The organism is Deltaproteobacteria bacterium (assembly GCA_019308995.1).
Lineage (GTDB): Bacteria > Desulfobacterota > Desulfarculia > Adiutricales > JAFDHD01 > JAFDHD01.
In genome coordinates this window covers 1-11872 of record JAFDHD010000094.1, presented here as the reverse complement: position 1 = coordinate 11872, position 11872 = coordinate 1, and the positions used below count along the sequence as shown (strand labels likewise).

Genomic DNA, 11872 nt, shown 5'->3' with positions numbered 1-11872 from the left:
TTTTAAGACGTTATAACTTATTCTACACTATCCGAAGAACTAATGGCCAGCATAAAATGCGCTTTTTTTACTTTTAAACCAAATACTTAGAAAACCGGACAGGCACTAATTAAAGGCCAAACTTGAGTGTCAGGGAGCTTCGCACCCTGACCTACAAATGGTTGACACCTCGGGGTGGTATAATAAAGATGGAAAATCGGTTGGAGTGGAGATAGGATGAACGCCGCAGCCAGACTTCCTGGGTTGGCGCACCCCGGAACTCATGACTGACACTCTGGCTCTCTTGTACTTGCACACCGCCATTGATGGTGATAAAAATGATAAAGAGGAAAGGCGGGCGGCATTTAAGAAGTAAATTCGATAAATAAGCGATATGAATGGGACTAGTTTTATTTGCTACCATGATCTGGCATGTCCGCTGCGTCTAATATTTATGCAGCCTGGCGGTGAAACCCGTAGAAGGAACAGATATGTCTGCAAAATTTCAACTCAAGCAAATCGGCGTAATTCGAACACCGTACATAGATAATGCGCCTTATCAGCCCGTGGACGAGGACAAAGGCGAATTTCGTATCGTACTGGACGAGGAATATATTGACGGTCTCACCGACCTCGATAGTTTTCAGTATATTTATGTTATATACTATGTCCACCGATTAATGCGCAGCCCCTCTATGATCGAAAGTCCCAGCTGGACTCCGGGGACCAAGGTAGGATTATTCGCCACCAGGTCTGCTGTTCGGCCAAATCCCATTGGGATTAGCATTGTTCGCTTAAAGAAAATAGTTAACAATGAAATTTTTACCTCCGGATTAGACGTATTTGATACCACCCCTCTATTGGATATCAAGCCATATATAAAAGACTTGGACTCTAAAAGTGACGCGAATTATGGATGGCTCGATGATCTGGATAGTAATAAAGAACATTTGCTCTTGCATATTAAAGGTATTCCGCATGATTATTGATAAACTGATTTCATCTTTGCTTCCCAAAAGGAGGGATTATGTGCCTCTCAAACATATATATCGAAGAAAAGAAGCAGGATAAGCTGGTATTGGAAGAAGCCGGACTAGTGGGTGTGGATGGTGAAAATGTTCAGGTCCGCTCGCTTTTCGGAGAGAGTAAGAACCTGGAAGGTTACTATATATCCGAAGTCAACTTTATGGAGAACTATGTGATACTAAGGAAATGCGAGGGTCATGGAGGACATGGATGAACTTCATCGTGAAAATTTAAGAAAACTGAAGCTCGGGCTTCCCTATTTGCTGGAACACAACAGGGAACATGTGAAAAATATCCAGACATGGATCGAGAGGGCAAAAGATGCGCATCAGGATGGTGTTGTTGATGACCTGCAAAACGTGCTCAAGCTTTCTCGGCAGATAAACGAATATTTCGAGAGGGCGCTGGATAAATTAGAACATAATGAGTAAAGAAGGGCGGGTGGCCCTGTGAGTTCCGGAACTCCCGGAATTGGAGGGGTTTTCATAATGCCAAAAACCAGGCTGAAATTTTCGACGGTCTTTTTAACGGGTCTGCTGATTGTTTTTTTCTCTTTTGGCTCAAGCGCGGTATCACAGGCCGAAGAACTGACCGAAGCCGAATACATCAAGGCCATGACCGAAGCTCTTCAGGCCATTATCAAGCGGCACAGGCCGAAGGCGCCAAACAAGCTCGTATTCAGGGCCAATCTTTTTTTCGCCCATGAAACCGCTATTAAAAACATGCCCCTTGACATACTGAAGGCCAAAGTGCTGGCCTTAAAAGAGGCCGGCGTTAAGGGCGTGGATATCAACATGGGCCTGTATCCCTGGCTGGACCGGGACATGGAAGCCATACAAAAATATGACGCCCTCATAGAATTCATCCGGGCCCAGGGCCTGACCCTGGCCCTTAATCCGGCCTATGCCTATGTCTATCACCGGGTGGATAATTTTAAGGATTTCGAGGAAAAGGCTGAAAAGGCCTGGCTGATGATGGCCGACAGATATAAGCCGGATATTTTCGTGGTGGCTCACGAGCCGTCCACTCAGTCCATGAGGATGGGGTTTGAGACCGGGCCCAGGGTCTGGGCCGATTTTGTCAAACGGATGGCCCGGAAGGTCAAGATGGCCTCGCCCGGGTCCAGGATTGGGGCGGGCGTTCATTCCGGCGAGGAAAGGTATTTTGCTGAGTTCGTGAAGATCGAGGAACTCGAATCCATAAGTTTCGATATTTATACCGTCAAGGGGCTGGTGGCGGTAAACCGGATGATTCCGAAGGCTAAAAAGGCCGGTAAGGCGGTCTATATCGAAGAGACCTGGAGGCCGCCGTACGTTGGGAGCGAGGCGGGGCTGGATTTGGACTATAAAATGGCCCGGGGAGTGGGGCTGGAGAGGTTCGCCCGGATTGACTGCCTCTGGCTGGAGATGATCACCATTTACGCTTCGATCTGGGGCCTGGAAGCGGTGACCCCGTTTTGGACCCAGGCTTTTTTTTGGTACGACCGGGAGCGGGGAGACGCCTTGGACCAGGGTTATAACCTGAAGGTAATCGAGGCCATAGCCTTGAAGAAGCGGACGTCCACTTACGGCAAGTTCAGCGACCTTATCAAAGAGTATGGAAAATAGAAGGGGAAAGTTTAAGCTTACTTCCCCATGACGCTAGCAGTATCCCCCAACTGGTGCGGCAGGGTCCGGCCTTGACCGTCTTTTGGCCATGTAGGACAGGGTGGCTCGCGAAGAGGATCTCCCTGACTTTTTTTCTTTTTGTCAGGGAGCTTCGTTTCCTGATCTGTAAATGCCCATTCCTTACACTAAAATCCTTCCTTGCCCCCCTTTAAAAAAGGGGGGGATTGAAAGGAAGGCTTTTTTAACCGAGAAGTAAAAAAAGGAGCGCAATAAAAAATCCCCCTTTTTTAAAGGGGAATTTTTTACTTTGTAAGTATGGCAGCTTGGGGTGGTATGATAAAGATGAGAAATTGGTTTAAGCGGCGATTGGATGAACGCCTGAAGCAGACCTCTTGTGCTGACGCCTCCTGACAATAACTTGTCAGGCCTATCCGCTGCGCACCCTGGCCTGCAAATGGTTGACATCTCGGCCTGGTATGATAAAGATGGCAAGTCGGTTTAAACGACGATTGGATGAACCCCCTAACTAAACCTCTTGTGCTGATGCACCCTGGCAATAAATTGTCGGGGCCACCCGCCAATTAATCAAGAAGGAGATGGTATGAGCAACGTGGTAGAAGTTACCGATCAAAGTTTTGAGGAGGAGGTCTTGAACTCAGACCTGCCTACAGAGATAGATTTTTGGGCCCCCTGGTGTGGGCCCTGCAAGATGGTTTCTCCGATATATGACAAGCTTTCAGAGGAGTATGACGGCCGGTTCAAGTTCTGCAAGATAGATGTGGATGAGAACCAACGGACAGCAATGAAATATCAGATTATGAGTATACCCATGCAGATGTTTTTTGCTGATGGCGAGAAGGTTGACGAACTCCTCGGCGCAGCTCCTGAGCATACGATCCGGACAATGGTTGAAGGCATTCTCCAGAGTCACCCCACAGACGAAATGGGCAGGCTTAGAGCGATCTTGACCTCCTGGGTTGAGCATAACAAAAAGCACGAAGAGAAATTCAGGAAGTGGACTGAGAAAGCTGAAAACATGGAGAGCGACCCAGTATACAGTCGGGCGTTAGAGGCAGCGGAAGAGTTAGAAAAAGCGAACGAACAGCTATCCCAGATATCGAACGAATTACATGAAGGAAAATAGACATGAGAGTGGTTATTATTGGAGCTGGCGCCGGAGGCAGGAGTGCCTCGGGACGGATCCGACAGCTGGATAAACAAGCCCAGATAGACATTTTTAGCACCCAAGGTGAAATTGACTATGCCCCCTGTGAGCCGCCCTTTGTGCTCAAAGGAGTTGCCCGCTGGGACGATATATTTTATCCGGGCAAGTTTTACGAGGAGAGAAACATAAATGTTCATTTAAACACTGAAGTCACTGATATCCTCACCAAGGAAAAGCGCATTATGGCCGGAGGCAAGAGCTATCCTTATGATAAAGCTATCTTAAGTCCGGGGGCTATGCCTTCCATTCCTCCTATTCCCGGACTTGACGGTAAAAATGAATTCACTCTGAGCACTAATATTGCTGACGGCCGAGCTCTGGACAAGATTATCCCTGAATACAACAGCGCCGCCATCATTGGGGCAGGGGCAATCGGGGTAGAGCTAACCCTGGCTCTTGTGGCCAGAGGCTACCGCAAGGTCTTTCTCCTGGACATGATGGAGAATATTTTACCAGCCAGTTTAGACAAGAAGATGGCCGGCCGGGTTGAGCAGGTAATGCAGAAAAATGGAGTGGAGCTAGTTCTATCTGCCAACATCAGCAGCATAAAAAGCGAGTCTAAAAGGAAGCGACTTATTCTTGGTACCCAAGAACTTGATGTTGACTTCGTCTTCATGGCCACTGGGGCCAGTCCTAGCGTTGATCTTGCCCGGAAAGCAGGAATTGAAATAGGGGAAACAGGGGGGGTCTTGGTGAACCGGTATTTGCAGACCAGCGACCCTGACATCTATGCCATCGGTGATTGCATGGAGAATTGGGACTGCATTATTGGCTCAAAGACCCGCCGGTTGATGGTTACCACTGCCGGTAGAACCGGCGATGTGGCTGGCAGGAATTTGGTTTCGGGAAACGCTTTCCCCTATGAAGGCACTCTTATGACCTTTGCCATTGAAATCTTTGGCTATCAAATAGGTACGGTCGGTTTTACCGAGAGGGCGGCCCGAGAGAAAGGGCTGGATATCGTATGCACCACAAACAACATTCCTGGCACACGACCGCATTATGGCGGTAAGGTCGTTCACTACAAGCTAATGGCTGATCGTCAGACCGGCGCTCTGGTTGGAGCGCAGATTATTTCAGAGGAGACGACAAAGGGTATGGTCAACGCTATGGCTTTGGCCATAGCGGAGAAAGTGCCGCTGGATAGGCTGGCTGCGCTTGAGACTCCCTATTCGCCTGCAGTGGGAATGAACCCGTTAGGGTTCGGGCTGGAAAGGCTGGCCCGCAAGCTGAGCTGACAGCCTGGTTTTTACTTTCCTTACTTAGTCGTCCCCGGGGAATAGAATAACTTACTAATATTTTTTGCTATTTTGGTCAGAAGGTGCTATAAATATCACCACAAAATCATTTAAAACAGGTCAAGAAGTGGTGATTTATGCAGCCGAAAGATCAAGAAGATTCCCTTTACCTTTTCGAGTTCCGGGGACAGTATACTTAACTATTTATTTCATCCCGCAAAGTGGTTGCTGCGCTGAGTAATGTGGTGCGAAACGCCTGGAGCGATTACTTTTACTATTCGTGATGTGATTCAACATAATAGTTAAATGGAGAAATGTCAATAGTTAAGTATACTGTCCCCGGAACTCCAATTAAAAATCCCCCCTTGCCCCCCTTTTAAAAATGGGGAGGGATAGAAAGGAAGGCTTTTTTAACCGAGAAATAGAAAAAGGAAGGCAATAAAACTCCCCCTTTTCTAAAGGGGGATTGAGGGGGATTTGTTCGCTTTGTAAGTATGGCAATTCGGTGAAGTTAAACCTCCTGATTATTTTTTATCTTTTTATTTGCGATTGGCAAACGGAATCGAGTCTTCCGACCCTGGCAGGATTGATCTATTTGGTACAGGACTTACCTGTTTAAACGTTGACAGCCTAAGCTACACACAGCTTTTAAGTTATCAGGCGTAATCTCAAGTTATAGTTTCAGCATCCGGGCCAATTTTTCGCGGTGATGATGGCTGTCACCATAAGCGGCTTCCGAGGCCTTGACTCTTCTATAATATAACTGCATGTCATGTTCCAGAGTTACACCGATACCTCCCATGACCTGTATACCTTCCGCTGCCACCCGGGGCGCCATATCACTTACCCACGCCTTGGCCTCTGAAGCCGCGAAACTTTTCTCCGGCGCGTTCTCCGTAATGGCCCAGGCTGCGAAATAAACAATAAAGACCGCACCGTCCACGTCAATAAGCATGTCGGCGCACTTATGCTGAATGGCCTGAAAGCTGCCTATAGGGACACCGAACTGCTCCCGCTCCTTGGCATAATCAACAGCCGTGTCCAGGACCCACCGGGCGCCGCCCGTCATATACGCGCCTTCGACCACAGCGGTTTCGCTTACCGTTTCCTCGACCGCGGACCAACCATGACCAAGCTCCCCAACCATGTCTTCTTCGGAGGCAACAACGCGGTTGAAGGTCACCTTTGATAATTTCTCGCCGGTGATGGTCTCCAAAGGTTCGATTTTTACTCCCGTGGCTTTTGTATTGACAAGAAAAAGCGTTATGCCTTCGTTATTCTTCCCATTGTTGTCGGTTCTTGTAACGCAGAGAATCGAGTCCGCGGCATGAGCGTAGGGTACAAAATTTTTAGTTCCTTCTATTATAAAGTTATCTCCTGATCGGGTCGCCGTTACACCGATACTCGCAGCGTCAAGTCTTCCGTTGGATTCAGTCAAGGCCAGGGTTAATATGGTCTGGCCTCTGGTAATTTCGGGGAGTAATCTTTTCTTTTGCTCTTCGCTCCCTGACTTCAAAATGATCGGACCGGCTAAGACCACGGTCGGCATAAATGGCCCCGGAAATAAGGCCCGCCCCATTTCCTCGGTGAGGAGAACTAGATCGAAAAAGTTACCGCCAGATCCCCCATACTCGGCCGGGATGTTGACTCCCAGCCAGCCCAGATCGGCCATTTTTCTCCAAAGCTCCGGGGAATAGCCCTTTTCGTCCTCTCCTAGCTCCCTGACCATCTGAATGGGACATTCTTTTTCCATGAATTTTCGGGCTGTTGCCTGAACTAGGTTTTGCTCTTCATTCAGATCAAAATCCATGATTTCTGCTCCATATATGGCAAACAGTAAATATTTTTACCTTAGCTTTTCGCACAATAAATCTTAGCCAATTCCTATCGCACCCTGGGCAGACCTAAACCCCTTTGTGCCATTATGTTGCGGTGAATTTCGGATGTGCCTTGGGCAATGGTGCCTATCGGGACGCCTAGAAAAAAGCTCGAGATCGCGTGCTGCAATTCATCCCACTTTGGATCCAGAAGCTCGGTCCCGCCTGATCCCGGTCCCAACCGACCGTAAAGACCCAGAATCTCCATACCCACATTGGCGACACGTTTAGCCAGCTCCGTCTTGAAAACCTTGGCCAGGGAAGTCTGATAGTTGGGGATCTCGCCGTTGCTCTGCATCCAGGCGATGCGGTAGGAAAGTAGCCGGGAGATGTCACTTTCTATTTTTAACTGCACCAGCTTATGGGTCAGTATGGTCAGTCTCTCCGAGGGTCCCGCCTCCTTTTTGAGCGCCCGTAAGTATTCGAGTAGATCATCAATAATGCGTTCGTTCCTGACAACCGCCTCAATGCCCGAACGTTCAAAGTCCATCAACGCCGCGTTTACGTACCAGCCCCGACTCTCTCCACCGATGAGATTCATGCTGGGAACCCGGACATTTTCCAGAAAGATCTGGCTGGTAAACTCATGAACGTCTCCAGCCACCGCCCGAAGATCCGGAACAGGCCTGATCTCAATACCCGGACTTCTCAGATCAACCAAAAATAGACTGAGACTCTTGTGCCTGGATTTCGTGGCAGAGGTTTTAACCAGCATCCATCCGTAATCGGAAAAGCCTGCTCCGCTGGTCCACATTTTTTGGCCGTTTATTATGTAGTCGTCACCCTCGCGTACAGCCCTGGTCTGCACATTAGCCAGGTCCGAACCGGCTCCTGATTCGCTCATACAGTTGGCTATGCTCAGCTCACTCGAGGCGATTTTTGGAATAAAATATTTCTTCTGTTCCTCGGTGCCAAAAAGCACAATGGCAAACCCATGCTGCTGGCTTGCCCGCCGGTGCCATTCAAGAGGGGCCTCGTAGCGGGCCATTTCCTCGTTAAAAATGAGCTGCTCCATGTGGTTTTTAGCCTGACCGCCGTATTCCTCGGGCCAGGCCAGACTCAACCAGCCTGTCGCGCCCATCTTCATGGAAAATTCCTTGGAATAAGAACGCCCTTCGAGGGATGCTCGAAATTCAGGGGTCAATACTTCATCCAAAAAATCACGGACCTCTTGTCTGAAGTCCTCTTCCTCGATAGAAAACCTAAAATTCATGGTTCATTCCAGATCTTGTATTTCCTGTTTTGTTTCGTGAAATCTCCAGAGACCCACCGTGGCCTGGTCCAATTCGTCAAAACAAATTGATTTAGTTTTCACCGGATTCCTACATTCCCATAACAGGAGATTGTTTTATTTTAGCTCCAATTACCCCGCAGAAGCTTATTTTTAAAAAGCCACAAGGGGAAACAGGCGTTCTACACCCAGAATTCCTGATTATTAGCCAATCTGGATATAAATCCCGAGTTGACTTATAGGCTCAGCATCCTGTATCTTCGCTTCAGTGGTCGGTTTTTTAATGAGAATAGGTACTCCGGGCAATCATTTAAAAGCGCCTTTCTCCCCCTGCTTCAAATACCTTAAATCGTTCTTCATCTAAGTTGCTTGATAAATGACTTTCCAACTTATCGAGGAGTTCCTTGCGTATGATTTCGAGGGATTCCTCTTTTGCCAGATTCTGCAGCTCCTGGGGGTCGTTTTCGAGATCATAGAGCTGTAAAGGCTCCCTGGTTTTTATCTCTGCCACCAGCTTAAAACGACCATCAAATACTGCCGCATTGCCGCCAAGTTCGCTGAATATCTGTTCTTTGCCTTTCTGGGCCGTGCTGTCATCGGGACCTGTCGCGATCTTTGAAACCAGGGAACTCCCGTCACAGTGTTCAAAAGGCTTGGCGCTGGCAATGTCCAGCATGGTAGCCGTGAGATCAAGGTGGTCTGTAAGGCCTGTAGACTGCCAGGCCTTGACCCCACCGGCCGGTTTGATGATGCAGGGGATGTGAAGAGCACCTTCATAATAGGTCATTTTGTGGCACAACCTGTGATCACCCAGTAACTCGCCATGATCGGAGCTGTAGATGATCCAGGTGTTATCCAGTATCCCTTTCTCTTCCAGGGCGCCAACAATCCTACCTACATAATCATCAATCAGGCTGACTTTTCCGTAATAGGCGGCCATCATGTTCTGCATGTAGGCGGGCGTCACATGATCAAGACCTGAAAGGTTTAGCAGTCCTTTGAGGTATTCGGGCACAGGTTCCTCAGGGGCTTCCATGATCCCAAGGGGTATCTCCTCAGGCTTATAGATGGCCCTGTATTCCTCAGGTGAGTCAAAGGGGTCGTGGGGTCCTTGAAATCCTACCATTAAGAAGAAGGGTTTGTCGTCATTGTACGCTTTTATCCAATCTACACTTTTTTGACCCGTATAACTGTCATAGTGGTCCTCGGCCGGGAGAGGCAAGGGTGGATCATCCCAGGGGCTGTCGTCATCCACATTTATGGAAACGGAATACTTTCCCATGTATTCTTTATACCTTGCCGGAATATTTTTTGTTCTTTTTAGAATATAATTTCGAATGAGGTATTCGATCTGATATCTGCGGTAGGGCTCCAGCAATCCCTTGTCATTGAGATAATCCGTATACGGGGAATCATGACCGACGGATGCCATAGGGCCGGTGAGTTCATGGACATCCTCGAATCCCCAATCTCTAACGATCTGTATCATGTCGTTTGTATGCGCCCCTATGGTTTCCCCATGTTGCCAGAGATGGGTCTTCCCGATGACAGCGGTCTTATAGCCGGCATCGCGGATGTTTCTGACATAACTTGGGCTTTGGGGGTCCGCCACGATCTGGTTGTTCCACGCGCCATTTTGACAAACATATTGCCCGGTCTGCAATGTGGCTCGGGCCGGGACGCACAATGGGGAATTGGTATAACAGCGCGTAAAATTGACACCCCTGGCAGCTATGTTGTCCAGGTTGGGCGTGCGCACGACAGGATGCCCGACGCATCCCAGGCTGTCTCCTCGGTGTTGATCCGGAAAAATAAAAAGAATATTGGGCCTGTTCGCCATAATTTATTTACCTCCTTGAGAATATCATTGTGTTCAAATTTTCCATTACTAATAACCCGGAATTATACAACATCAGCCGCTCTTGATTTATTTCAAGCCTCCCGGCGCCGCTCTTGGTCTGAAATGTAGGCGTTGAGCTAAGTCGAGAGGCTTGCAGCTCCTTGCCAGAAGGCGATCTCTCGCCGATCTTATACCTTGGCATTGTAATCCATTGAATCCCTGGTTGTCAAAAAGTTTTCACTTGTCAGCCATGGCTAAGCACGGTTCGGTAGTGACGGCTCATTGGAAAAGTGTCAACTGCATTTTTCGGGTTTAAACTCTTAACCTGATTGGTCAGGCGGCCAGGCCACATCCGTGGATTGTGGATTGGGGATTGAGGATTTAATTTTTTCTTCCTTGCTGTTTTGATTGAAGCCACGGTAATCGAGAGAATTTCGTCTGTCTCTTTAATCAGCCTTGTAGGTCAGGGTGGGATGATAAAGATGAAAAATCGGTTTAAGCGGCGACTGGATGAACGCCTGAACCTGACCTCTTGTGCTGACGCACCCCGACAATGTTGTCGGGGCCACCCGCCGGGTTAGTATCCAAAAGTTGAGTAAAAATTTAGTCAAGAGGGTTCAATCTTAAAAGATAGTTACCAAAAATTATTGAATTTTTTTCTGGTATCTGTAATCATGAATTATAAAAAATTTGATGTGTGGTAAGAAGCCTTAAACAGAGAACCTTTGCAAAGCCGAAGGTTAAGTTGGGTTGTCTTGAATTTCGAGATGAAATAGATCATCCCTAGATTTTTTATAAAGGAAAACAAATACTTAGCAATTAAGTATACTGTCCCCCGAATTCAGATTGTAGGACTTAATAAAGGTTATTTACAGCTATGGATATTTAAAAATTATATGCCTTGTGCTAAATCAGTTGAAATCGCATTTTTATTAGGTTCCGGAATATCTTTACCGGCAGGCCTACCATCCACCGCTTCAATCACAGACATCACTCTTGCTGGTGAAGGGCTTAGACGTTTCACTACTGGTTCCTATTCCTTTGGTGAACCTTTACATGGCGGACATTTCCCGGACGAGTACATCCCACGGATTTTGAAATTCCTAAAAAGATTAAAAGTTGAAATCGATCATTATTACTCTCCACCAATCAACCATAATACAAATTATGAGGATTTATATTATGTGGCCAGCCAGATTTATGACAGCGAAAGAGGAGAATATGATAACCCGGCAATACAGCCCTTAATTGATAAGATTTTACCTGATATCAGACATCTATTAATTGGTCAAGATAACGAGATCAGGAAAAGATGGGAACTTATTGAAATCGCAGGAGAGGCAGTTAATTATATTAAAGATATTACGTGGTGTCTTCTCTCTAAAAGACCCGAACAACTCGACCACTTAAACGCTATCATAGGCGCTTGCCAAGATGAATGTTTGTCACGTTTGGATATTTTCACATTAAACCATGATACGGTTTTAGAGCAGTGTCTGTTAAATTCTGGCATCGAAGTTGTTGACGGTTTTAGCAGTCCTCAGAATAAAGTAAGATATTGGTCACCTTCCCTTTTTGACAGTGAATCCAAAAAGGTTCGATTGTTCAAGTTACATGGTTCTGTAGACTGGTTTAAATTTAGGCCGGACGGAAGTATTTTTGAGGAAGAATCGATTGGTATACCTGTAGAGCCAGACATCTGGCACACAAAAACTCCTGACGATCGAAATCAACTCCGGAACCTGTCAACAACTTTTGGACACTCACTGTCAAATATTACTGTAGTTTTCTATGCATCCACAGGAGGATTGATCCATGCTGCCTGCGGCAAAGCAGGGGGTAATGGGAC

10 protein-coding genes are annotated in these 11872 nt (G+C 47.3%); 7 read left to right on the top strand and 3 right to left on the bottom strand.

Going from position 1 to position 11872, the window contains the following annotated elements; genetic code table 11:
- Window positions 1-470 precede the first annotated feature (470 nt).
- From tsaA to JRI95_13290, 6 genes are all read left to right on the top strand, one after another.
- Entirely contained in the window at window positions 471-968 is a 498-nt protein-coding gene (gene tsaA, locus JRI95_13315; protein ID MBW2062522.1) for a tRNA (N6-threonylcarbamoyladenosine(37)-N6)-methyltransferase TrmO, read from the top strand.
- A gap of 38 nt (window positions 969-1006) precedes the next feature.
- Entirely contained in the window at window positions 1007-1219 is a 213-nt protein-coding gene (locus JRI95_13310) for a CooT family nickel-binding protein (GenBank protein MBW2062521.1), read from the top strand.
- The gene (locus JRI95_13305; GenBank protein ID MBW2062520.1) at window positions 1203-1436 is read left to right on the top strand and encodes a hypothetical protein; all 234 of its coding nucleotides are present in this window, start codon (window positions 1203-1205) and stop codon (window positions 1434-1436) included. Before JRI95_13310 ends, JRI95_13305 begins: the two co-directional genes overlap by 17 nt.
- Before the next feature lie 57 nt (window positions 1437-1493).
- Window positions 1494-2612, top strand: coding sequence for a hypothetical protein (locus JRI95_13300; protein ID MBW2062519.1), 1119 nt, complete (start codon window positions 1494-1496; stop codon window positions 2610-2612).
- Between the two features lie 601 nt (window positions 2613-3213).
- Window positions 3214-3756, top strand: a complete 543-nt coding sequence (gene trxA / locus JRI95_13295) for a thioredoxin (protein ID MBW2062518.1) — start codon at window positions 3214-3216, stop codon at window positions 3754-3756.
- 2 nt (window positions 3757-3758) lie between these two features.
- Window positions 3759-5075 carry an FAD-dependent oxidoreductase gene (locus tag JRI95_13290; protein ID MBW2062517.1) on the top strand — a complete coding sequence of 439 codons (1317 nt, stop codon included), beginning with the start codon at window positions 3759-3761 and terminating at the stop codon, window positions 5073-5075.
- Between the two features lie 673 nt (window positions 5076-5748).
- Here the strand turns inward: JRI95_13290 and JRI95_13285 are convergent.
- The 3 genes from JRI95_13285 to JRI95_13275 form a co-directional block, all read right to left on the bottom strand.
- On the bottom strand, window positions 5749-6885 hold the full coding sequence (locus tag JRI95_13285; protein ID MBW2062516.1) for an acyl-CoA/acyl-ACP dehydrogenase: 1137 nt from the start codon (window positions 6883-6885) through the stop codon (window positions 5749-5751).
- A 74-nt stretch (window positions 6886-6959) separates the two neighbouring features.
- Window positions 6960-8165, bottom strand: a complete 1206-nt coding sequence (locus tag JRI95_13280; GenBank protein ID MBW2062515.1) for an acyl-CoA dehydrogenase family protein — start codon at window positions 8163-8165, stop codon at window positions 6960-6962.
- A gap of 328 nt (window positions 8166-8493) precedes the next feature.
- Window positions 8494-10023, bottom strand: coding sequence for a sulfatase-like hydrolase/transferase (locus tag JRI95_13275; protein ID MBW2062514.1), 1530 nt, complete (start codon window positions 10021-10023; stop codon window positions 8494-8496).
- Between the two features lie 896 nt (window positions 10024-10919).
- Here JRI95_13275 and JRI95_13270 point away from each other — a divergent pair.
- The coding region (locus JRI95_13270) for an SIR2 family protein (GenBank protein MBW2062513.1) at window positions 10920-11872 on the top strand (953 nt) is incomplete at its 3' end.

Coding starts and splice junctions, on each gene's coding strand:
- tsaA (MBW2062522.1), top strand. CDS start 471: ATGTCTGCAAAATTTCAACTCAAGCAAATCGGCGTAATTCGAACACCG.
- JRI95_13310 (MBW2062521.1), top strand. CDS start 1,007: ATGTGCCTCTCAAACATATATATCGAAGAAAAGAAGCAGGATAAGCTG.
- JRI95_13305 (MBW2062520.1), top strand. CDS start 1,203: ATGGAGGACATGGATGAACTTCATCGTGAAAATTTAAGAAAACTGAAG.
- JRI95_13300 (MBW2062519.1), top strand. CDS start 1,494: ATGCCAAAAACCAGGCTGAAATTTTCGACGGTCTTTTTAACGGGTCTG.
- trxA (MBW2062518.1), top strand. CDS start 3,214: ATGAGCAACGTGGTAGAAGTTACCGATCAAAGTTTTGAGGAGGAGGTC.
- JRI95_13290 (MBW2062517.1), top strand. CDS start 3,759: ATGAGAGTGGTTATTATTGGAGCTGGCGCCGGAGGCAGGAGTGCCTCG.
- JRI95_13285 (MBW2062516.1), bottom strand. CDS start 6,885: ATGGATTTTGATCTGAATGAAGAGCAAAACCTAGTTCAGGCAACAGCC.
- JRI95_13280 (MBW2062515.1), bottom strand. CDS start 8,165: ATGAATTTTAGGTTTTCTATCGAGGAAGAGGACTTCAGACAAGAGGTC.
- JRI95_13275 (MBW2062514.1), bottom strand. CDS start 10,023: ATGGCGAACAGGCCCAATATTCTTTTTATTTTTCCGGATCAACACCGA.